The organism is uncultured Brachyspira sp. (assembly GCF_944390845.1).
GTDB lineage: Bacteria > Spirochaetota > Brachyspiria > Brachyspirales > Brachyspiraceae > Brachyspira > Brachyspira pulli.
The window spans coordinates 1-23,032 of sequence record NZ_CALXRM010000010.1; the positions used below are offsets into that span (position 1 = coordinate 1).

A 23,032-nucleotide genomic window follows, 5' to 3' on the forward strand; every position below is an offset into this window, starting at 1 on the left:
GTCTGTTAAATTAAAATCCATATTATTATTATACAATATATTAAAAAAATTGACAAACTTAAAAATTTTCAGTATATCCTGCGTTTCTATGTATTTTTTTATATAATTTTCTAGCACTTCATAAGACATTTTATATTTTTCAGTATTTTGAAATAATGATTTTTTCTATAAATAAAAACAATATTCACATTTTATATTACATATAGGGCCGAAAGGCTTAGCCATTAAATGATAACCTTTATTCATATAACCTCCATTTAATATTTTTTACTATAACAATAAAATTAAATCCGCATGCCTCATAATTGAAAAACATGCGGTTTAAAAATAAAAAAACAATAAGAAAAATTATTAAGCATTCGTTTCTAGTATTATAATTAGGAGGGATAAAATTAATCCCTCCTACTAAAACAATAATAAAAAAGGGCTATTCTAATAAATCATCACCTAAACGGATATTTACTTCATCTACTTTTCCATTAAATGCATAATTATCTTTATAGTCTAAACTTACTTTAGAGCCTACATCTTCCCCTATACTGAAATAATCATAAGAAATCATTATAGGAAGCATTTTCACAGGAGAACTTGCAACTGCATTTCCGTCTATAATCATATCAATGACTCCGCTATTTACTTTATCTTTCTTATAATCCATAACTATATTGTATTTACCTTCTTTCATTACTTCAGGTGATATAACTTTCTGTCTTTCTCCTAAATAATTATATTCGTATACAAGTTTTCCATTATCATTTATATAAAGAGTATATCCTCCGTCTAAACCGCCGTTTGCATATATAACACCAGAAGCTTTATTAGGAACTTCTACATCAACATTTATTTTATGAGAAACGGATCCTGTATGTGCTGCTGATAATGAGAAGAAATATCCGTCTTCTTTTTTGTATGTATAGTTTGTAGCTCTAAGTTTTGATGAAGGAGGTCTGTACCAAACCGAACCTACACCAGCATATCCTATACCTTTAGGAACAAAACTAAAGAATCTATATAATCTCATATATTCTTCTGCATCTTTTGAAACTGCTTTTCCTGTCTGCATAGAAGTAAGTACATCTTTTGCTAATTGTCCGTAACGCTCTATTAATATTTTACTGTCTACTCTATGGGCAAAATCAATTAATAAATTTTGTGCTCCGTTAAAATCTCTTTTTACAGTTTCTTCATATTTTGAAGCCATTTCTTTTACTTTATCAGGCATAGAAGAAGCTAGATTTTTCATTTGAGTAGGATCATTATTTATATCATATAATTCCCATTCCTGAGTTTTAGGATTAGTTACAATAATGTATCCGCTTCCATCTGCATAGGTTCTGTCAAGCATCATAAGTAAAGCTATTTCTTTTCTAGGATTACTCATAGGATTAGAACTTTCAAAACTTTCTTTAAAAGATATACCCTGCATCTTTTCCTGCTTCACTCCATTAACTTCTGTGAGAGGCTCAAAACCTAATACATCAAGCATAGTAGGTGAAATATCAAATACAGCTATCATCTCTTTAGATATTCTGCCTTTATCTGCTATGCCATTAGCCCAAGAAGCTATACAGAAAGTTTTAACTCCGCCGTAATGTGCTTTAGTTTTGAAATATCTTAACGGAGTATTTGAAACATTAGCCCAGCCTTTATTATATTCTGTTCCGTATACAGCACTTCCAAACTCATCTATCAAATTGTATTGAGTATCTATATCATGAACATATAAGTTTTCATTAGCATGAGCCATTAAACTTCCGGTTCTTCCTCCATTATAATTAGCCCCATTATCTGAAACTACTATAAATATAGTATTATCGTATACGCCTCTTTTTTTCATTTCTGAAATTAAGCGTCCTATTTGTTCATCAGTATGCTCTAAGAATCCAGCATAAGTTTCCATATGTCTTGCCGCAACTGCTTTTTCTTTATCTGTTAAACTATCCCAAGCAGGTACTTCATCATTTCTTTCTGACAACACTGCATCAGCTGGCATTATTCCCAACTCTTTTTGTCTTTCAAACATCTTTTCTCTTTCAATGTCCCAGCCATGATCAAATTTACCTTTATATTTATCTATATATTTTTTAGCAACATTGAAAGGGCTATGCATAGCACCGAATGCCACATAAGCAAAGAAAGGCTCATTCTTAGATTCATCAATATATTCTAAAGTTTTATCAACTATATCTTGGCTTAAATGATAATTAGGATCTGATGTATCTGCTATTATATAATTATCTCCTTCTATCATACCGCCCGGCTGATTCTGATTAGCCTGACTAGCTACAAAGTTGTAATTCTTATCAAAACCTTTTCCTGAAGGCCAATGATATTTATCGCCGTCCGGTGTAAACTCATCATAAGGGCCTAAATGCCATTTACCTATAGCATAAGTATTATATCCGTTTGCTTTTAAAGTATGAGTGAAAGGTGCATGTTCTTTTTTTATTCTTCCTGTGATATTTGGAGCTAATTCTCCGAAATCAACATCGCTTACAACTCCCATTCCAACCTTATTGGCTTCGCACCCTGTAAGAAGCGATGCTCTGCTTGGGGAACTCAAAGGAGAAGTAAAATAATTAACATACCTTATACCATTATTAGCTAAAGCATCAATATTTGGTGTAGATATGCTTGAACCATAACAGCCCAAATCACCGAATCCCATATCATCTAATACTATATAAACTATATTAGGTTTCTCTGATTGATTTTTATTTTCAGTTGAACAGGATACTGCAGATGCCGCTATGAGTACAGATGAACCTATACAGAAACCTTTTTTTAAATTATTATTGTTTTTCCTCATATACTATTTTCTTCTCCTTACAATTCCGTATTTTTTATATATATCTAAACAACTATATTTTATCAAAAATAATTTTTTTTAATTTTAAATGTCTGCAGGGCTTTGCCCCGCACCCCACTTCTTTTGTTGCCACAAAGAAGCAAAAAGGCTATATTTTAGCTTAAATTGATAAATTATATTACATGTAAAATAATTTTAGTATGATTTAGTACTAATTTTACATTTGCACTTTCGAGGATATAAGGTTCTTTGACGAAGTCCGCCTGCAACCGAAGGAAGTGCCTTTTAGGTATGTTGTGCAGCGGGGAAAAAGAACAACAAAATAATTTACAAATACTAATTATATAGCTATTTTGTTATAATCATTATATCCTTCAACTGTTACTTTCTCTAAATCTCCGCTGTATTCAAAATGTCCTCTGCCTTCATATCTTTCGCTTACATTGCCTTGTAAATCTCTTCCTGCCGACATTCCATCTGTTGTATTTGCTGTCATAGGATATACTTTAGGTAATGCAAGTTTTCCGACTTCTTTATTATTTACTAATAATGAGGCTTCTCCTGAATCATTACCTGTTTTAGTGTATTTAACTTTTATAATCAACTCCCCTAAAGGCAAAGGCTCATTTACTTCTATATGATATTTTACGTTATCGTATATATACTCATAATTCAATTTATTATTTATTATATATAATGAATATCCGCCGTAATGATTGCCGAATGCCAACAATACACCTTCCTCTGCAGATGATTTTCTATTTAAATATGCTGTTATATCATAAGAACGGTTCAATGCTGTAGGTATAGCCGATATATTAACATTTATACTTGATGTATTTGGGTATAATGTTAAAGAGTTTTTCTTTTCTATATTCGCACTTAATTGCTTAGCTATTAGTTCAACATGCACTCTGTCATCAAGAGGATTAACTCCGTATTTTTCTGCCTCTTTATCCCATAAGTTTTTCATCTCTTTTAATTTGCTTTCATTTTCTTTTGAAATATCTTTAAGCTGAGAAAAATCAGTATTCAAATCATAAAGAGCAAAATTATCATTATCAAAACTATCACCCTTTTTATGAGAAATTGACAATAAATATCCATTATCATATAAGCCTCTATTTCCGTAAAGCTCAAAATATTGAGTGGTTCTTTTAGTATCAGCATTTGCATCATTGAAAGTAGGCACTAAACTATATCCATGTAAAGGCATTTGTTCTATACCATCAACTGTTTTTAGGTTCTTTTATGCCTGTAATATCTAATACAGTTTTTGCTATATCTGTAACAAAACTAAATTGTGTTCTTATGCTTCCATTTTGTGATTTATCAATGCCTTTAGGATAATGTATTATTAAAGGAACTCTTATTCCGCCTAAATAATTTGCACTTTCTTTATAATATCTAAAAGGAGTAGCAGAAACCTGTGCCCAGCCTTGAGGATAATTAGGTGCTAATTTAGAAAATTCATTTATTCTCTTAACATCTTTTTCTATATCTGACATAATACCATTTTTTATATTAACAGTATTCAAAGTACCTGTAGCCTTTCCAGAAGGAGAAGGGCCATTATCAGCTATTAATAATATTACAGTATTATCAAGCTCTCCCATATCTTCCAATGCTTTTATTAATCTTCCTATTTGTGCATCAGTATGTTCTATGAAAGCTGCATAATGTTTTTCGTACTCTATAAATAATCTTTTTGTATCTTCATCAAGTTCATTCCAAGGCTTAACGTTTTCATTTAATGGAGAAAGTTCCGCATCCATTGGTACTATGCCTAATTCTTTTTGCTTCTTTAATCTTTCCTCTCTTATTTTATCCCAGCCAACATTATAAACATTCTCATACTTCTTCACATATTCTTCCGGTACCTGATGAGGTGAATGTGCTGCACCTGTTGCATAGTAAAGCATGAAAGGTTTTTCTTTTGATATTGATTTATGGCTTTTAATATAATAAATAGCTCTGTCTGTAATATCTTCTGTCAAATGATAATTATCATCATATACAGTATCAACATGAGTATTTCCGTCAACAAGTTCAGGATTGAATTGATCAGTTTCCCCGTCCATAAATCCGTAGAACTTATCGAATCCTCTTCCTAAAGGCCAATTATTATAAGGCCCTATGCTGCTGGTTTCCCATAGAGGCGCCACATGCCATTTGCCTACCGCATAAGTATTATAATTATTGTCTTTAAGTACTCTTGGTGTTAAAGCTGCCGTATTTGTTATTTGAGCTGTAGAATGAGGAGCATCTAAAGTATAATTAGCAAGTCTTCCCATACCTACAGAATGTGAATTTCTGCCGCTTAAAAGTGCTGCTCTTGTAGGAGAACTTAAAGGAGTAACACAAAAATTATTATAGCGAAGTCCGTTTTCTGCAAGCTTATCTATATTAGGCGTGCTTATCTCTGAACCGTAACAGCCTAAATCTGAAAAGCCCATATCATCTATAACTATATAAACAATGTTGGGCTTTTCTATATTATTATTAGCTAAAACTACACTATTATCAGCCGCCGCATTATTATTATTACAGCTTACACTTATCATTGATGAACTTAATGCACCTGCGAATAATAATGATTTAGAAAAAATATTATCTTTATTCATAAATATTAATAAACTCCAAAATTAATCTTATTTACGGTATTAGAACAAATGTTCTGAACAATTTTTCTATAATTATACAATATAGCTGTATTTTGTCAATTGTTCTGAAATAAATTTCTAAAATTTAAATATAAATTTATTAATATTTATTAAATTGATTAAATGAATAATAATTTATAAAATAAAATTATTGAAGATATACTGAAAATTTTTAATTTTTTATATTTTGTAAATGTATTATCAACTTTAAAGTTTTTATCATTCGGATACGCTACGCGAAAAACGCAATTGTTAAACTTTATATTTTAAGAATATGTATTAAATATTGTATAATCCCCCAGTTTTGGTTAAAAATGCAGTTCTTTTGCTTCTTTTATACCAATAAAAGAAGTAGGGGTGTGGGGGCAAAGCCACCACAAACAAAAAACTTAAAAAATACTTTTTGGAAAATTTAAAAATTTTCAGTATATCATAGATTGAAGTTTGATATTATAGAGTCTGCTGTAGCTTCATCGGTAATTAAAATATTAAAATATTTCTTCATAGCAGCAAATTTAATAATATCTATTTTTTTAACTCCTGAAACTATACAAACTATATCTTTAATTTTTTTTAATTCTGAAAGCATTATAGAATTTATATAATATTTATCAGAATAATGAAAAGTTTCTCCATTGTTCATGAAAAAACTTCCTAATATTATTCCTTCTATCTCATCAATATTTAATTTATATACTTTTGGTATATCTGATATATATGATTGATAAGATTCTCTCCTGCTGCTTAAACCTACTATAGCAACATCTAAATCAGACCAAAATTTTTTAAACTCCTCTAATTTTTCAAGGTCATTATTATTAAGAGATTTTTTTTCTATCAATGCAGGATAATTATTGAAATATGCTTTTGAATTGAATTTTTCAGCAAATCTATCAACTATAGTAGTAATTTGCAAATAAGGATTATTATTATTTCCTAAATTTCCTATAAGCGGATAAAATACTTTTTGTTTATCTGAATCATTGTATTTTAATTCTATAGAAATATTGTATAGGGTTTCATTCCACCCTACTCCTATTTTTTTACTCTTTTCTATTAAAGCTGATAAATACTCTGATGCTTTTACATATAAAAGTTTATTATCATTTGAATCTTCTACTATCAAAACATCTTTAAGATTCAAATATTTTTTTATCTTTTCTGCCTTGCTTTCATCTTTGATATTATTAGGCATGGATATTTCTATTTTTACTATTTCTAATTCTCTCGCTCTTTTTAATAATCTTGATATTTGAGGTCTTGATATATTTAGAATTTTAGCTATTTCGCTTTGAGAATAATCATCTATATAATAATATTTAGCAACTGTATAAAGCAAGCTTGCATCATCAAAGATATTCATTAAATTGCATCCAAATTAGATTTTGATTTTATTATACAAAAAAAAATTAATTTGTCAAAATAAGTAGCGGTTGGCAATGCAGAATAAAATTATAAAGAAATTTGTTTTATATTTTTATATGTACTAAAAATTTTTAATTTTGTCAGCTGATGCACTTTATGTAAATTTTATCTACTTTTTTGACATACAAAAAAGTAGCTATATCCTCGACAGGCTCGGATACGCTTCGCGAAAATGCAACTGTTAGAACTTTATATTAAAAACATTCCTATTAAATATAGGATATACCCTAAAAATGCAGTCTTTCGCGAAGCGTATCTAAGTTTATCGAGGATATAGGTTCTTTGTGCCAACAAAAGAACTGGGGGTGTGGGGGCAAAGCCACCACAAACAATAAAATTGAAAAAACTAAAATTGACAAAATATAATTGTTTAGGGATATATTATTACATTACAAATAAGTATAGATTTATAAAATTAATTTATTGCTACCATACTAAAATTTTATAAATCTTAGTATGGTATTTAAAGAGTAACAAAATTAAAATATATTAATAAATCATGATTTTATCAAAACTTTACCGTCATTAAGATATAATTTCTTTGTAAATACATCATTAATATTTTCAAGTTCTACAATGTCAGTGATAATCTCTGATACATCTACTATATTTCTAGCTAGTAAATTAACTGCTCTTTCAAAAGCATAAGGATTAACAAAAGAAGTTTTTATAGTAATTTCTTTTTGGAATAATTCAAAAGGTTTTATTTTTAATTCATCATCTGGACCAGTTAATCCAAATAACATTACTGTGGCACCTTTTCCTGCATACTTAATAGAATATTCTGCTGTTTGTATTTTACCTGCACAATCTATAACTTTATCGATATTAAATATATTATTTTCTTTTAATATATTTTCTGTATTATCATTGATTGGATCTATTACAATATTAGCACCATATTTTTTTGCTCTTTCTCTTCTTTTCTCAACAGGTTCAACTGCTATTATATTAACAGCTCCGCTATATTTTAAAAGCTGAATCATAATAAGACCAATATTTCCTGTTCCAACTACCATAACAGTATCGCCTTGTTTTATATCCATCAAATCAATACCATGCAAACAGCATGATATAGGTTCTGTCATAGCGGCACTTTCATAAGAAACATTATCAGGTACTTTAAAAACTAAATTTTCTTTAACTGTAGCATACTCAGCAAATCCTCCGTCTAAAGAAACACCTACAGCAGTCATACTATCACATAAATGTTTTTTGGCATTATTACAATGATAACAGTTATTACAATAATCATTAGGATCAATTGCAACTTTATCTCCTACTTTTACTTTAGTAACTTTGCTTCCTATTTTTTCAACACAGCCGGAAAATTCATGTCCTAATATTCTTGGAGGATTAACATCAGTGGAACCTTTTGCCCCCTCATATATATGAACATCTGTACCGCAAACTCCGCAGTATTTAACTTTAACTAAAACCTCATCTTCTTTAGGTTCTTTTATATTTACATCTTCTATTAGTATTTTGTGCTTTTCATAAAATATTGCAGCTTTCATTTTTTAATCTCCTATTTTTGTATTTTTCTTAATGAAAATAATTTATGAAATATTTTTATAATAATTTGCCTTTCATATCTATACATAAATCAAGTATGGCAATAGCAAGTGCAGCCTCTATTACAGGAACTGCTCTCACTGCTATACAAGGGTCATGACGTCCTTTAATAATTAAAGTTTCTTCTTCTTTAGTTTCTATATTTAAAGTTAATTGTTCTTTAGAAATTGAAGGTGTGGGCTTTATTACAACATTAACTATTATAGGCATGCCATTTGATATACCGCCTAATATACCGCCATTATTATTAGTTTTTGTTTCTACTACCTTTATATTATTATTGTCTTTTATTGTATAAGCATCATTGCACTCACTTGACTTATAATTAACAAAATCGAATCCAAGTCCGAAATCAATACCTTTAACGGCAGGTACAGCAAACATTGATTGTGCTATTCTGCTTTCTATAGATGAATAAAAAGGATCTCCAAAACCAGCTGGTACATTAAATGCAGCAGCAGTTATAATTCCGCCAACAGAATCCATATTCATTTTTGCTTCTTCTATTGTGCTAATCATTTTATTCATAGATTCATTATTAAATACACTCAATTCCTTATCATAATTATTTACAAACTCTTCATAAGTTGGAAATGTATCATTCGGATATTTATCTTTGATATTGTATATTTGTTTAATATGTGCGGCTATATTAATATCAAATTTTTCTTTCAATGCCAATTTAGCTAAAGCACCGGCAAATACTAAAGGAGCTGTAAGTCTTCCTGAAAAATGACCTCCTCCCCTTATATCATTAAAGCCGTCATATCTAAGCATTGCGGTATAATCACTATGCGAAGGTCTTGGCAACACTTTCAAATTTGAATAATCACCGCTTCTTTTATTCTCATTTCTTATTATGGCAGCAATAGGCATGCCTGTACTTTTATTATCAAGAGTACCTGATAATATTTCAACTTTATCAGCTTCATTTCTAGCTGTTGTTAATTTGGCATTTTTAGCCCTTCTTCTATCCATTTCATTTTCTATAAAGTCATTATCTATATTAATGCCATAAGGAAATCCGTCTATAACACAGCCTATAGCCTCTCCATGAGATTCTCCGAATAAACTTAATTTTATATTATTTCCAAATACGCTTCCCATAATTTGTTCCTAATTAACTTTTATTAAAAAATAATTTGCATTAGTATATATCATTTCTTTCAAACTTTCCATATAAATAATTCAAAGCATTATCCCAAATAGTTTGATTATATACCATATTTTGCTATTAATAATCAAATAAACATCATTTAATACAATATAGACAACTTTACAAAAATTCAATTAGTTACATATATATGTAAATTTAACCATTTTTATTATATTAAGGTTGATATATATTGAATATATGTTATTATGTATATATAATAGGATATTAGTGTGGATATAGTATGAAAATTGTATCTGGCAGATTTTTCTCTAAATCTGAATTAAGAAACAGAATAGTTAGAGATGTTATTATAACAATAATGTTCTTTTCTATAGTATTTCTGGTTTATGTTCAAATGAGAAGTCCTATACCAATTAAATTTATTTTTAAATCTCTTTTCCAAGATGTAAAAACTTCAATAGTAGAAGAATATTCTAAAATATTCTACCCTACTTATTATTTTTCTATGCAAATGACTCCTATATTCGATATAGTGAATCAGGCTCCTGAAGCTTACAAGATTTTGATAACAAATTTCTTCCCTAAGCATACTTTTATAGAAAAAGCAGCAATGCAAGTGGGAAATAATTATATGTCCATAACCAAAGAAGGAAATGGATATAAAGTTGTCGGGCATATTGTTACCAATAGTAATACACATCAATATTCATCTGTGCCTTTTGAACAGCTTAGCATAGATTCTTTCTATATAAAAAATGGACACCCTTATATACATTTGATATATATAGCGAATGAAAATATAGCTTTTGAATATATATCTCAATTCAATGTTAATTTTAATGATGTTGAATTAAAAAATATTGAGAATATATATGCATATTTAGTAACTGGTAATAGTAAAATTACTTTCCCTATATCATACTCAGATACAAACAGTACTGCTAGCAATAGTGTAGATTATAATATTATAGCTGATATTATGACAAGGGAATTCAATGGTACTAATGAAGATATGGTAAAAATACTATATAAAGATAATGTTTATTGGGGATATAAAGGAACATTCTCCGTTGCTAATAACAATATAGAAATAGGAATTATAATACCTGAAAAAGCTCTTATAAATAAAATACAAGTACCTATAGTTCTATTTATAATATTCTTTGTTGTTATTACTATAACTTTGATTGTAATACTTGCTATACATTATATTAGAATCATTGAAGATTTGAAAAGAAATCACATGAACGTAAAGAAAATTATAGAAGAAGGCGAAAGCACTAATGTAGAGTTCAAATCTACTTTGAGATATGACAATAATACTCAAAAAATGAATAAAGCATTAGAAGAAGTAATTATGAAATCTATTGCTGCATTTAGTAATACTGAAGGCGGACGTTTATTTATAGGTATTACCAATGACGGAGAAATTATAGGGCTTGAACATGATTACAGTACTTTGAAACAGCCTAATAGAGATTTCTTTGAACTTCATTTAAGAACATTAATAGAAACTTATTATGGAAATGCTTTTTCTGCTGAAGGTATAAGAATTGATTTCATTGTTGAAGATGGAAAAGATATATGTGTTGTTTATGTAACTAAAGGAAAAGAGCCTGTATATACTAAGATTACAAATAAACAAGGTGCTAAAGAAGAAAAATTCTATATACGTGTAGGAAACTCATCAAGAGAAATTGCCAATGCTAGTGAAATAATAGCTTATGTGAAAAAACATTTCAAATATTAAATTTGTTCGACAATACTAACTTGACTATTAAAATATATATTATATAATAATTATTACTAATAACAAAAAAAGGAGTGTTTAGATATGTCTGTATATGATAGTATTATAATAGGAGGAGGCCCTGCTGGTCTTTCTGCTATGTTATATTTAGGAAGAGCTTTAACTAATTCCATTTTGATAGAAAAGAAGGGAATCGGCGGTCAGATGATGAGTACTGATACTGTTGAAAATTACTTAGGTTTCCCTGAAGAAATAAGTTCTTTTGAACTTGTTGCTAAAATGCAGCAGCATGCTGAAAAATTCTCTAAAAATGAAATAGTTTATGATGAAGTTATAAAAGTAGAAAACATTAAAGACGAAGTAAAAAAAGTTATTACTGCTGACGGCAAAACTTATGAAACAAAAACAATAATACTTGCTATGGGCGGTTCATCTAAAAAATTAGGAACTAAAGGCGAAGATACATTTGCAGGCAGAGGCGTTTCTTACTGTGCTACTTGTGACGGTGCTTTCTACAGAAATAAAAGTGTTGCTGTAGTTGGCGGCGGAAACAGTGCTTTTGATGAGGCTTATTTCCTTACAAGATTCGTTAATAAAATATATTTAGTTCACAGAAGAAAAGAATTCAGAGCTGAACCTATAAACGTAAAACATTTAACAGATACTGGAAAGGTAGAATATGTACTTGATTCTGTAATAGATGAGATTTGCGGAGACGGTAAAGTTAATAGCATAAAAATAAAAAATGTATTAGACGGTTCTATGCATGATCAGCCTGTAGACGGTGTATTTGTATTCGTAGGTCAGGAGCCTTCAACACATTTCTTAAAAGACACTGGATTAGAATTAAAAGAAACTGGACACATAGTTACAAATATGTCTACAATGGAAACTAATATTCCTGGTGTATTTGCTTGCGGTGATTCTATATTAAAACCAGTTCGTCAGGTTGCTAATGCTGTTGGAGAAGGTGCAGTTGGTGCTATGAGCGTAACTCATTATTTGAACAAAGCTTGATTTTAATTTGATAATTTTAATAAAAAAGGAGCTTAGCTTTTAATTAAGTTAAGCTCTTTTATTTTAAATTATAAATATTTATTTAATCATCTAAAAAATAATTAGAATCTATAAAAATTCTTCTATACCACAATTGCCTTTTAGCTTTTATATTTTGTATTCTATCTCTAAATTGTAGCACAATACTATAATCTGCTGTATCATATAAACTATCAATTTTATACAAAATATTATCCAATTCTTCAAATTTTTCAATATAATATATTCTGATCTTCATTCCCTTTCTAAGTTGAAATTTTATAGAATTAATAATATCTTCAGCCTCATTTATTAAGTTATTAATTTCATAGATATCATTATCATATCTATTTCTTTCTATTAACATATTTTCAGCGTATATATATTTTGGATATTCTTGGTTATTAGTTTCTTCTTCATTATCTTCATTATTTTCATCTTTATTATTGCATTTATATAATATTAATTTTCCTTTTTGTATAAATTCCCATTCAGTTCTTAATAATTCATTAACATCATCTTTATTATCATTTAAAAAGTCACCATCTTTATCGTAAATATATAAAGTTGCATTTTCTAATTTCTTATAATACAAAAGAGACTCCCACATTAAAGAATCATAATGAGAATGTTTTTTGTTTCCTTCTTTTTTTCTATATGGAGCACGTTCAGAATTAACTCTATTTTCTGCACCAACAAAATTCTCAGCAGAAAATGGTATTATTTCCTGTTTTCCTAAAAAATCAAATATTTCTTTTACTATATTCTTTCTATTATTTATTAGTTCATTGTATAATTTATTAGCACCTTCTTTTAACTCTTTTGCCATATTTTTTAAATTATCTGGATATGAATTTTCTTCTCTATATAATCTAGATAATTCTGATAATGCCTTTTCAAAATCATTTGTTCTGTTATAATTATCAGCAATATGCGATTGTAATTCATGCAATTGTACACTAGGAATTACAATATTATGTTTTTTTGATATTTTTTCTAATTTATTTAATAAAGTAGATTTTTTTTCATTAAAATAAATATTAGTATCTATAAATATATAATCTTTTTTATTATTAGGCATTATTAACTCCATTCACAAATAATTAAAGTTAATATTATATTCATCAAGTATAAAAAATAAACAATATATAGTTCATAAAACATAGTATTTTTTAATCAAAGATATACTATCTGTTTTCCCTTCTAAATTGGGCTGGATCTTTGAATGGGCGTCTGCCTTGAAATTTCGATAAATAAACTATATTGCTTGCTATAGTTACAAAGCCGTTATCTCCGTATTTTGTTATGGTTTCTTTGGCTTGCTTATCCTGCATCATTGGATATGCTAATGGAATTTTATCTACAAATAAATGACATAATATTCGGCCGAAAGCATCATAAGAACCTATTAAAATATTTACATTAGCAGCATTAGATATTTTCTCTCTTACATAAGCCATTACATTGGTACCATACTCCTGTTTTAATTCCGGAGCATCTAGTCCTATAAATCTGTAATAATTTTTATTGTATCTTATTGTATCACCGTCTACAACTCTTATAGCATTTTTATCAATTCCTATTACATACTTTGATAAGGATTCGCTGTAATTAGAGTCTATATGGTATATTTCTCTATTTGTGAATGAAAGAAAAAGTTTTGTATCATCGCTTTCTTTTAAAGTTAAATATTCATCTTCTGTTATATCGTATATACTTAAAACCACTCGGCATAATTGAACATTTAGGGATTTTAATTTATCAATGGTGCTGTTGTCACAAGAATAAAATATAATCCTATCTTTAAAGAAATGGGAATAAATAACAAATCTAATATCTCCAACATATTTGACACTTGGAAAATAATTTTTGATATATCTTTTAGTTTTATCGCTTAATGAATCATCATAAACATAAACTTTATCTCTATTTTTTATATAATCATAAATAATTTCTGTTCTATTATTATGTATCATACTTAATATAGATAAAGCATCAATAAATAAATCCTTACCTTCTTTTATATGAATACTTCGTATAACAAGGAAATAAGATAATATCAAAGCAAAAGAAAAAATGATAATCTTTATAATCTTTTTATTTTTTTTATTAGAAGTTCGCATTTAGCTTTTATATCCTCAGAAGATACTATCTCTGTAAGCATACATAAACTCATAGCTTTATGTTCTATAAGCAAATCCATATTATTTAATTTTATTCCGCCTATACAAACAAAAGGAATATCTAAATTCTTAACTACATAATCAATATAATCAATACCAGTAGCATCATCAGCATCGGGTTTGGTATTAGTTGAAAATATAGGCCCTATTCCAATATAGTCTGCACTTGTGTGAACTGCTTCTTCTGCCTGTTTTGTATTTGTAGTAGAAAGCCCAACTATTTTATCATAACCAACAATTTTTCTTACTACTTCAATAGGCATGTCTTTTTGTCCTATATGAACCCCATCAGCTTCAACGGCCATAGCTAAATCAGCATAATCATCTATTATAAATAAAGCATTATGTTCTTTTGTAAGTTCTCTTATTATTAAGCACTCATTATATTTTTCACGCATATATTTATTAGGATTGTCTTTTTCTCTGTATTGAATGATTTTTATTCCAGCTTCCAACATTGATTTTACAACTTCTATATTATTTCTTCCATTAGAAAAGTCTTCAGCTGTAACACAGTATATTGAATCTTGAAAATATTTATCTTTTAAAATTTTTCTTCTTTCTTTTATATCTTTTGATTTAATTATATCATGCATAAAATAATCCCAAATATTTTTTTATATATTTTATTATAATTTCACAATATTTTCAAATAAAAAATTTTATTCTAACACCCCACCCTTTATCCTTTATAGCTATATTTTGAATTTTAATATTAATTATACCTATAACTTAATTAGAATTTATAACACCCACCCAAGTTTTTACAAAGTTTAAAATTTATTTAACGCACGGTGAACTAAATTATAAATATAATTAAATTTGAATTGTAAATAAACTTATATTTTCAGCTTATTCTGCGTGCGGTGAATAATACAGCAAATTAAAAAAATCTTGGGCGGGCAGCTAAAATAACAATTTTTATTTATTAAAGAAAAATAATACAGAAATATCATAATAAATTTAAAAGATAGAGGGTGGGCAAATGTAATTAAATTTTTAAACTTGTGTTACATACCCGCCCTATATCTTTATTATTTTATTATAAACTATTGTTTAATTATTCTTTATAGCATTATTAAGAATAATTAACACCCACCCAAGTTTTTTTTAAATTTATTATGCATATTACGCACGCTGAACAAAGTTATAAATATAGATAAGATGATAAATACATTTTTATTATAAAGGAAATACTGTTCACCGTGCGTTAAAAAAAGCTGCTAAACTTAAATTAAGTCAAGCAGCTTTATCTAATGTATGAATGATTATTTTATAATATTAAAGAACTTTATACTTTCTTCTAATGACCTAGCCTTATCAACTAAACTCTTTGATATCTCATTTGAATTTTCAGCTAATGCTGCATTCTGTGTAGTAGCATTTTCCATATTATTAACTTCTACACTTATTTGATTTGTACCCGATTCTTGTTCCAAAGCATTTGATGTAATAGTTTCCATCAATCTTGAAGTTTCTAATACTTTGCTTTGAAGATCAACAAATATTTCCTGAGATTGCTTAGCAGTTTGAGTTGCTGTATCTATTTTTTGAGAAGTATTATCTACTAATGTTGTTATGTCCTGAACAGAAGCCTGAGTAGTTTGAGCAAGATTTCTTACCTCAGAAGCTACTACAGCAAAACCTCTGCCTTGATCTCCAGCACGTGCAGCCTCTACTGATGCATTAAGAGCAAGTATATTTGTTTGGAAAGCAATGTCTTCTATTATTTTTGTAATGTCTTTTATCTTCTCACTAGCTTGATAAACTTCTTCTATGTTTGAAGCTGTTTGAGATATTATATTTGCAGCACTTTCAATATACTTCATAGATTCAGACATCATATCTTTACCTTGTATGGAATGTTCAGCTGAAATTTTAATATTTGAAACCATCTCCTCAATACTTGCTGCAGTTTCTTCCAAACTAGATGATTGAGAATCTGTTCTCATAGATAATTCCCCGCTGCTTTCCATCATACTTTGTGCAGCTGTCATTATTTCTCTAGAAGCATCATTTACATTAGAAACTACTTCTGCCAATCTATTGCTCATAGTGTCAAAAACTTTTTCTAATTGACCAAATTCATCTTTTCCATAATTAAGCTTATTGGTTATATTAATATTTCCTTCTGCTATACTTGCTGCATGCATCATTAAATCTTTAAGAGGATGAGTAACTTTTTTAATGTAAAGGAAAGCAAATATATTAATGAATATAATAGATAAAATACATATAATAATAGATATTATAATAGAGTTATTATTATCCCTATAAATTATTTTATCGTCCATAGCCATAATTAAATACCAAGGTAAATTATCTATTCTGCTGTAAACTGCAGTTCTAGGATCATGACTTACAGAAGATATATAATTCATAACACCAGCTTTCAATCCTTTATCTATTATTGAAGTATATGCTTCATTAGCCTCTGTGTTAATTTCGTTTTTTGTATCTAAGACAATAATATTATTATCATCAACAGCAAATATTCTAGTTCTTTCAGGCAGTTTTAATTCCTGAAGCTTCATTGACAATTCTTCCCAATCCATAATCATGTATATATTTCCAACATGCTGACCATTATATTTAACTCCTGCAATCATAGCCAATGACCATTTTTTATCTGCACTTGACTTTTGTACACTATCATCAAAAGAAGCTTCATTATTGTTTTCTCTTAATATGTTTAAAATATTAGTTCTTACAGTAGTAATATTTTCTCCGAGTTTTACTTTATTAACATTATCTAAAATAATACCATTTGTATCTGTTAAACCTATATCAAGTACATAATTATTTATAGCCTCAAATTCTGAAAGTGTAGTATGTACATCTATATTTCTATTTAAAAAATATTCTCTTATTATTGGGGTAACGGCATAAGTTTTTATTAAATTTCTGCTGTCATCAAGCCAAACATCTAACATATCTTTATAACCGCTAATTGTATTTTCAAAACCTGATAATGTGGTATTTTTAGTGATTCTGAATGATCTGTAGGATAATAAAGCCACAATCAGGACCAAAAAAATTGTACTTAAAATGCTTATCGCTATAGGCATTTTTACTCTTATTGAATGTATTTTTCTCATACGCTCTCTCTTTTATCTAAAAATTATTGCAAAATTTTGGCTCATTATAAATTAAATTTAGATCAATGTCAATAAAACATTAATTATTATATGAAAATTTTCACGAATAAATATATTAATTATATCCGTCGCTTCTTCCCAAAGATACACCTAATACCAATCCAATAGAAAGATCCGAGAAATTATATTTATTATATATATTATTACCTATATTATTATTAATGATGCCAGTTTTATATTGCATACCAAAATTATACATCATATATCCGCCCACAGTAATTGCCAAATTAGGAACTAAATATATAAAACCTTCAACGGTAAGTTTTATATAAGGCATTATTGGAGCTTTAAATAGATTTCTCATATCATTAACATTCCAATTATCTAAATTAGGTGCTGCCATAACACCGCCATATTTACTTGAGGCAACCATAGCATATAAAGGTGCTATTATTCCCGTACCTAATCCTACAGACATTTTACTGAAATTTAATTTAACAGTGGCTCCAACCATCATAGAATAAAATCCAAGCATCTCTGTATACTTTTTATTGTTTTCTTTATAATCTGACATCAAAGCATTAACACTAAAACCTATATCACCAAATAAACTCACACCTTTAATAAGACTTGTATAATCATTCTCAAATAATTTAAAATAATTTCCAATTTGAAACAACAAAGTTCCTTCAAAACCTAAATTACCATCAACACTGTCATAAATAGTATTTTTATAATTATCATTTACTTTTATAGAATTAAAAGGAAAAGCAATACCATAATGCCCATTGAAATTTATCTCTAAACTAGCAAAAGCATTGCATGTAATAGCTATAATTAAAATGTTTACAAATAAAAAATATTTTAATAATTTCATAATAAATCCAAAGTATTAATATTATAATAACCTAATGATAATAATATTGTAAATTAAATATGTTAGGATTTGTAATTAAAGATTTATTAGAGATATTATCATAAAAAAGCTGCCCAACTTTTATTAAAGTCAGACAGCCTATATATATTAAATAAATTAATTACTTAACAATTTGATCAGCTATACCTAGCAGAGCCTGAATTTTTGGTGAGAATGAAACTACAGCACCTGCAAATACAACACTTATCAAACTCATTAATTTGATAAGAATGTTGATAGAAGGTCCAGAAGTATCTTTGAATGGGTCACCAACTGTATCGCCTATAACAGCAGCAGCATGGTTAGGGTTAGTAATTTTTTCTCCAGTTTTTGGATCTATGATTTTTTTACCGCCAAAATTACCAGCTTCAATGTATTTTTTAGCATTATCCCAAGCACCGCCTGCATTAGACATCATAACAGCCATAGCAAATCCTGCTGTTAATCCTCCTACTAACACACCTATAACAGCAGGTACTCCGAATAAGAAACCAACTATAACAGGTACTATTATAGCAAGTACAGAAGGAACAATCATCTCTTTCTGAGCTGATTTAGTACAGATTTGAACAGCTTTTTCATAATCAGCTTTTACACCTTTTTCACCAGCAAGTAAGCCTTTAATTTCTCTAAACTGTCTTCTAACTTCTTCTACAACACCTGCAGCAGCACGTCCAACAGCTTTCATAGTTAAAGCACAGAAGAAGAATACTAACATAGCACCAATAAATATACCTATTAATACTTTAGGGTTCATTAAGTGAATATTGAAAGCATTCATAAACTCATTCATACCTAAACTATAAACAACTTTGTCATATAATTCTTTAGCACTATTAGCAGTGTATTGAACAGTACCTATATCTATAGAAGTAAGATTACCAGTATTAATCATTCTTCCTAAAGAAGTTTTAATTTCCTCAATATAAGCAGCAATTAAAGCCATAGCAGTTAAAGCAGCAGAACAAATAGCAAAACCTTTACCAGTAGCAGCAGTAGTGTTACCTAAAGAGTCTAAAGCGTCTGTTCTCTCTCTAACACTTTCAGGAAGTCCTGACATTTCAGCATTACCGCCAGCATTGTCAGCTATAGGTCCGTAAGCATCAGTAGCCAATGTGATACCTAAAGTAGATAACATACCAACAGAAGCTAAGGCAATACCGTATAAACCTTGAGAGAAAGAAGAAACTTCAGTACCGAAACCGCCTGCAAAACCAAATGAAAGCATTATTGATATAACTACTGTAACAACAGGTATTAAAGTAGATTGCATACCTACGGCAAGTCCGCCGATTATAACTGTAGCAGGACCAGTTTTAGACTGTTCAGCTACCCATTGAGTAGGTCTGTATTCAGCAGCAGTATAGTATTCAGTGAAGAAACCAACTACGTTACCAGCTATAAGTCCAACAATTATAGAAACGAATAATCCCAAATTGTTTGGAAGAAGCATTTTTACAAGTAAGAAAGATACTACGATGATTATAGCACTGCTTACATAAACTCCAACTCTTAAAGACTTTAATAATTCTCCCATAGTAGCACCTTCTTTAGTTTTAACGAAGAATACACCTACAATAGAAGAAAGAGTACCAATAGCAGCAAGTATCATAGGAAGAGATACAGCATATATTGGGCTTATATCAGGGTTAATATATCCGAAAGCAGCAGAACCCAAACTCATAGCAGCAAGTATAGAACCTGCATAAGATTCGTAAAGATCCGCACCCATACCAGCAACGTCTCCAACGTTATCTCCTACGTTGTCAGCTATAACTGCAGGGTTTCTAGGGTCATCTTCAGGTATTCCAGCTTCAACTTTACCTACTAAGTCAGCACCAACATCAGCAGCTTTAGTAAATATACCGCCTCCGACGCGTGCAAATAATGCTTGGAAAGAAGCACCTACACCAAAGCTAAGCATTGTAGTAGTTACAAAGTGCATTTTGGCAGCGGTGTATTCAGCAGTACCTTTAGTTATTCCAGTAATAGACAAATTAAGGAAGTCTGTACCGAAAAGACTATTATCAAGCCATAAATTTAACACTATAAACCATAAAGAAATGTCAAACAAAGCAAGACCTACAACAGTAAGTCCCATAACAGCACCAGAACGGAAAGCGATAGTTAAACCCTCATTTAAAGACTTACTAGCAGCATTTGCAGTTCTAGCTGATGCATAAGTAGCAGTTTTCATACCTAAGAAACCAGACAAAGTTGAGAAGAAACCGCCTGTTAAGAAACCGATAGGAATGAAAGGGTTCTGCACTTTTAATGCATAAGAAAGAATAGCAAAAATAATGAAAGCTCCAGCAAAGAAGAAAGCTATAACTTTATATTGTTGCTTAAGATAAGCTATAGCACCGGAACGAACATGCGAAGCTATTTCTTTCATAGTTTCATTACCTTCATCTTGTTTACGCATCCATTTATAGAAATAGAAGGCAAACGCTAATGTTAAGATTGCCGCTGATATTGTAAAAAAGCGGGCATTTTCAGCTAATATTTCATAATTCATACACATACCCTATTTTTTGATTTTTGTTAGATTTTGTACAGTTATTTATTATAACAAAAATTCAGATATTGTCAATTATATTCCAAAGTATTTTTAATACATATTAAACTATATTTTATTTCACAGGATAAATAAATATTATATATAAACACATTATCTAAAAATATTAATTAATTTATTGAAAAAAAATAAACTGCTATTATAATGTAGACAATATATAGTTAAACAATTTATTTTTTAGTTGGAGTAATCATTATGAAAATACTATTTATACGTCATGGTCAAACACAATTAAATGCTGAAGGAAGATGGCTTGGTTCTACAGATGCTCCATTATCTGAAGCAGGAAAGGAAGTTTTAAGAGATAAAAAAAACATTATAGAAAAATATAAACCTGTTCAAAAACTATATTGCAGCCCTATGAAAAGATGCTTAGAAACAGCTCAAATATATTTTGAGGAAATGAATGATACTAAAGAAATTATTAATAATTTAAAAGAAAGATGCTTCGGTGATTTTGAAGGTAAAAATCATGAAGAATTAAAAAATAACCCTTATTATAAAGAATTTTTTAGAACTAATTGGAAAAGTAATGTCCCTAATGGTGAAACTTCAGAGGATTTCTTTTCAAGAACTGAAAATGCATATCTATATATAATAGAAGATATGGAGAAAAATAATTTAGATTATACTGCTATAGTTACTCATGGCGGTGTTATAATGTCAATATTCAGCAAATATGATAAACAAAATTTAAACTTCTATGATTATCTATTACAAAACGGCGGCGGATATTATGCTGAAATAGATGACAAAAATAATATAAGTATTATAGAAAAGTTATAATTTTACGATGATTATTAGTAATAACTTTTACTGGACTATATAATGAAAATACTATTAATATTACCTATATCATTCCTTTTGAATATATTTATAAAAAATGTAAAGTTTGATCCTTTCATTTTTATATCAAGACTTCATTTTATAGTGGAAGATTTATTTAAAAAGAAAAGTAAAACAGAAAATGATAAATTAGCCTTTGCTGTAGGAACTTTATCATCTTTGATAATGGTAGCTATCAGTTTTGTAATACCATTCTTTCTTTTAATGCTTCTTTATAAAATTCACTTTATTTTGGGTTTAATAATAGAATTAGGATTATGCTACCTTACACTTGGTATTAGAAAACCTCTAGAAATAAGTTCTCATATAGTAAGAAGTTTAAAAACAAATGATGTAAAAAAGGCTAAATCTCTATTAAAAGAAAATACTGAGATAGAAACAGATGATATAGAACAGGAACAGATTATAAAAAGCACTATTGAATATACAACTATAAGCATTGCAGAAGATTATATATATCCTGCAATATTTTTATTGTTGGGAGGTGCTCCTTTATGTATAGCATATAAGGTTCTTTATACATTGTCTGAAAGTTCTTCTGATACTGTTTATATTGATGAAAATAAAACTAAAGATAGTTTTGGAATATTCAATATAAAACTTTGCTATATATTAAATATTATACCTTCTATATTTACATCTCTTACTCATATAATTGCTGCTAAATTCTATAAATATGAATTCAAAAATGCTTTTGAAACTTTAAAAAGAGATGGAAGAAATAATAAAGCAAGATTAGAATCAACTGTAGCCGGAGCTTTAAATATAGAACTTGGCGGAGAATATGTAAAAGACGGAGAAATATATGACAGACCTTTAGTGGGTGAATATTTAGAAGATTTAGAAATATTCCATATAGAAAAAGCAAATAAACTTATATTGATTTCTGCTATATTTGCTTTATTTATTTTAATATTGTTAAAACTTATATTTATGCTTTTTTCTTCTATTATTTTTTAATGGTATTTTTTTATAAAAAAACGGCTTTAAATATTTTATTATTTAAAGCCATTATTTTTTATTTATAAATCATACAC

The 23,032-nt window shown here is 28.6% G+C and carries 16 protein-coding genes; 4 read left to right on the forward strand and 12 right to left on the reverse strand.

Annotated elements, in window-relative coordinates:
• Positions 1-427: 427 nt before the first annotated feature.
• The 6 genes from Q0K52_RS03315 to aroC all read right to left on the reverse strand — a co-directional run bounded on the left by Q0K52_RS03315 (position 428) and on the right by aroC (position 9,579).
• A complete protein-coding gene (locus Q0K52_RS03315) occupies positions 428-2,809 on the reverse strand; it encodes an arylsulfatase (RefSeq protein ID WP_297296436.1) in 2,382 nt (793 codons plus the stop codon).
• 340 nt (positions 2,810-3,149) lie between these two features.
• Positions 3,150-4,025, reverse strand: coding sequence for a hypothetical protein (locus Q0K52_RS03320; RefSeq protein WP_297296438.1), 876 nt, complete (start codon positions 4,023-4,025; stop codon positions 3,150-3,152).
• A 13-nt stretch (positions 4,026-4,038) separates the two neighbouring features.
• Positions 4,039-5,433 carry an arylsulfatase gene (locus Q0K52_RS03325; RefSeq protein ID WP_297296440.1) on the reverse strand — a complete coding sequence of 465 codons (1,395 nt, stop codon included), beginning with the start codon at positions 5,431-5,433 and terminating at the stop codon, positions 4,039-4,041.
• Positions 5,434-5,902: 469 nt separating this feature from the next.
• Positions 5,903-6,835, reverse strand: coding sequence for a sugar-binding transcriptional regulator (locus Q0K52_RS03330; RefSeq protein WP_297296442.1), 933 nt, complete (start codon positions 6,833-6,835; stop codon positions 5,903-5,905).
• A 559-nt stretch (positions 6,836-7,394) separates the two neighbouring features.
• On the reverse strand, positions 7,395-8,414 hold the full coding sequence (locus tag Q0K52_RS03335; RefSeq protein ID WP_297296444.1) for a zinc-dependent alcohol dehydrogenase family protein: 1,020 nt from the start codon (positions 8,412-8,414) through the stop codon (positions 7,395-7,397).
• Between the two features lie 55 nt (positions 8,415-8,469).
• Positions 8,470-9,579 (reverse strand): chorismate synthase, encoded by a 1,110-nt coding sequence (gene aroC / locus Q0K52_RS03340; protein ID WP_297296446.1) that lies wholly within the window; start codon positions 9,577-9,579, stop codon positions 8,470-8,472.
• Between the two features lie 290 nt (positions 9,580-9,869).
• Here aroC and Q0K52_RS03345 point away from each other — a divergent pair, with 290 nt between their 5' ends.
• Positions 9,870-11,339, forward strand: coding sequence for a helix-turn-helix domain-containing protein (locus Q0K52_RS03345; protein WP_297296448.1), 1,470 nt, complete (start codon positions 9,870-9,872; stop codon positions 11,337-11,339).
• Between the two features lie 84 nt (positions 11,340-11,423).
• Positions 11,424-12,356 (forward strand): thioredoxin-disulfide reductase, encoded by a 933-nt coding sequence (trxB, locus tag Q0K52_RS03350; RefSeq protein ID WP_297296450.1) that lies wholly within the window; start codon positions 11,424-11,426, stop codon positions 12,354-12,356.
• An 82-nt stretch (positions 12,357-12,438) separates the two neighbouring features.
• On the opposite strand, the gene Q0K52_RS03355 is transcribed toward trxB, so the two are convergent.
• The 6 genes from Q0K52_RS03355 to Q0K52_RS03380 all read right to left on the reverse strand — a co-directional run bounded on the left by Q0K52_RS03355 (position 12,439) and on the right by Q0K52_RS03380 (position 21,089).
• Positions 12,439-13,455: a PIN domain-containing protein gene (locus tag Q0K52_RS03355; protein ID WP_297296452.1), complete on the reverse strand. Its 1,017-nt coding sequence runs from the start codon at positions 13,453-13,455 to the stop codon at positions 12,439-12,441.
• Positions 13,456-13,561: 106 nt separating this feature from the next.
• The gene (locus tag Q0K52_RS03360; RefSeq protein WP_297296455.1) at positions 13,562-14,497 is read right to left on the reverse strand and encodes a thermonuclease family protein; all 936 of its coding nucleotides are present in this window, start codon (positions 14,495-14,497) and stop codon (positions 13,562-13,564) included.
• Positions 14,461-15,153: a thiamine phosphate synthase gene (gene thiE, locus Q0K52_RS03365; protein WP_297296457.1), complete on the reverse strand. Its 693-nt coding sequence runs from the start codon at positions 15,151-15,153 to the stop codon at positions 14,461-14,463. Before thiE ends, Q0K52_RS03360 begins: the two co-directional genes overlap by 37 nt.
• 672 nt (positions 15,154-15,825) lie before the next feature.
• Complete coding sequence (locus Q0K52_RS03370; protein WP_297296459.1) at positions 15,826-17,655, reverse strand: methyl-accepting chemotaxis protein; 1,830 nt, start codon at positions 17,653-17,655, stop codon at positions 15,826-15,828.
• Positions 17,656-17,770: 115 nt separating this feature from the next.
• Positions 17,771-18,532, reverse strand: coding sequence for a hypothetical protein (locus tag Q0K52_RS03375; RefSeq protein ID WP_297296461.1), 762 nt, complete (start codon positions 18,530-18,532; stop codon positions 17,771-17,773).
• Positions 18,533-18,692: 160 nt separating this feature from the next.
• Complete coding sequence (locus Q0K52_RS03380; protein WP_297296463.1) at positions 18,693-21,089, reverse strand: sodium-translocating pyrophosphatase; 2,397 nt, start codon at positions 21,087-21,089, stop codon at positions 18,693-18,695.
• Positions 21,090-21,344: 255 nt separating this feature from the next.
• On the opposite strand from Q0K52_RS03380, the gene Q0K52_RS03385 reads away from it, so the two are divergent.
• Both Q0K52_RS03385 and Q0K52_RS03390 read left to right on the forward strand, forming a co-directional pair.
• A complete protein-coding gene (locus tag Q0K52_RS03385; RefSeq protein ID WP_297296465.1) occupies positions 21,345-21,935 on the forward strand; it encodes a histidine phosphatase family protein in 591 nt (196 codons plus the stop codon).
• Positions 21,936-21,977: 42 nt separating this feature from the next.
• Positions 21,978-22,955 (forward strand): cobalamin biosynthesis protein, encoded by a 978-nt coding sequence (locus Q0K52_RS03390; protein ID WP_297296467.1) that lies wholly within the window; start codon positions 21,978-21,980, stop codon positions 22,953-22,955.
• Positions 22,956-23,032 lie beyond the last annotated feature (77 nt).

Coding starts and splice junctions, on each gene's coding strand:
- Q0K52_RS03325 (WP_297296440.1), bottom strand. CDS start 5,433: ATGAATAAAGATAATATTTTTTCTAAATCATTATTATTCGCAGGTGCA.
- Q0K52_RS03355 (WP_297296452.1), bottom strand. CDS start 13,455: ATGCCTAATAATAAAAAAGATTATATATTTATAGATACTAATATTTAT.
- Q0K52_RS03320 (WP_297296438.1), bottom strand. CDS start 4,025: ATGCCTTTACATGGATATAGTTTAGTGCCTACTTTCAATGATGCAAAT.
- Q0K52_RS03375 (WP_297296461.1), bottom strand. CDS start 18,532: ATGAAATTATTAAAATATTTTTTATTTGTAAACATTTTAATTATAGCT.
- aroC (WP_297296446.1), bottom strand. CDS start 9,579: ATGGGAAGCGTATTTGGAAATAATATAAAATTAAGTTTATTCGGAGAA.
- Q0K52_RS03380 (WP_297296463.1), bottom strand. CDS start 21,089: ATGAATTATGAAATATTAGCTGAAAATGCCCGCTTTTTTACAATATCA.
- Q0K52_RS03335 (WP_297296444.1), bottom strand. CDS start 8,414: ATGAAAGCTGCAATATTTTATGAAAAGCACAAAATACTAATAGAAGAT.
- Q0K52_RS03390 (WP_297296467.1), top strand. CDS start 21,978: ATGAAAATACTATTAATATTACCTATATCATTCCTTTTGAATATATTT.
- Q0K52_RS03370 (WP_297296459.1), bottom strand. CDS start 17,655: ATGAGAAAAATACATTCAATAAGAGTAAAAATGCCTATAGCGATAAGC.
- Q0K52_RS03345 (WP_297296448.1), top strand. CDS start 9,870: ATGAAAATTGTATCTGGCAGATTTTTCTCTAAATCTGAATTAAGAAAC.
- Q0K52_RS03385 (WP_297296465.1), top strand. CDS start 21,345: ATGAAAATACTATTTATACGTCATGGTCAAACACAATTAAATGCTGAA.
- Q0K52_RS03360 (WP_297296455.1), bottom strand. CDS start 14,497: ATGCGAACTTCTAATAAAAAAAATAAAAAGATTATAAAGATTATCATT.
- Q0K52_RS03330 (WP_297296442.1), bottom strand. CDS start 6,835: ATGAATATCTTTGATGATGCAAGCTTGCTTTATACAGTTGCTAAATAT.
- Q0K52_RS03315 (WP_297296436.1), bottom strand. CDS start 2,809: ATGAGGAAAAACAATAATAATTTAAAAAAAGGTTTCTGTATAGGTTCA.
- trxB (WP_297296450.1), top strand. CDS start 11,424: ATGTCTGTATATGATAGTATTATAATAGGAGGAGGCCCTGCTGGTCTT.
- thiE (WP_297296457.1), bottom strand. CDS start 15,153: ATGCATGATATAATTAAATCAAAAGATATAAAAGAAAGAAGAAAAATT.